Genomic DNA, 521 nt, shown 5'->3' with positions numbered 1-521 from the left:
ATGGATGCCAGCGGCCAGCCGAGTCTTGATGAGATCGAAGATCGCTTCGTTGGGCTTGTCGCGGGCCGGCTGTCCCGGGACGAGGCTGACCGCTGGGCGGCGAGGTGGGTGATGGAGGACAGGATCGTCTGGGACGACTTGTCCTGGTGGGCTCTGAACTGCCTCTATGGAATCGATCTTCCCGCGAGCGATGGCGGCGGCTACCTGCACGATGCCGAACAGGTACGGGAATGGCTCGCTGAGCTGAGGAAACGCCGAGCGATGTGAAGCCGCCGCAGCACCGTCCTGCAGTCCCGGTCGCTGTCAGGATGTGCGCATGGCCGAACGGGTGCGGGTGCGTGAGATCGATGACGACGAGGGCCGGAGACTGCTGCGGATCATCCGCAGGGGCACGGGATCGGTGGTGACCTGGCGTCGGGCCCAGATGGTGCTGCTGTCCGCGCAGGGCATGTCCGTGGCGAAGATCGCCGAAGTGACGTTCACCAGCGCGGACCGAATCCGAGACGTGATCCACAACTTCA

At 64.9% G+C, this 521-nt stretch carries 2 protein-coding genes; both read left to right on the top strand.

Features of this window, described 5'->3' with window-relative positions; all coding sequences use genetic code 11:
* A partial coding sequence (locus PV682_RS44210) for a hypothetical protein (protein ID WP_319738629.1) occupies positions 1-267 on the top strand: 267 nt, incomplete at its 5' end.
* Positions 268-316: 49 nt separating this feature from the next.
* Positions 317-521 (top strand): helix-turn-helix domain-containing protein (locus tag PV682_RS44205; protein ID WP_319738627.1); only part of this gene is annotated, 205 nt, incomplete at its 3' end.

The organism is Streptomyces niveiscabiei (assembly GCF_033794345.1).
GTDB lineage: Bacteria > Actinomycetota > Actinomycetes > Streptomycetales > Streptomycetaceae > Streptomyces > Streptomyces niveiscabiei.
The sequence above is the reverse complement of the archived record's forward strand: the minus strand, read 5'-3'. Positions and strand labels throughout refer to the sequence as shown.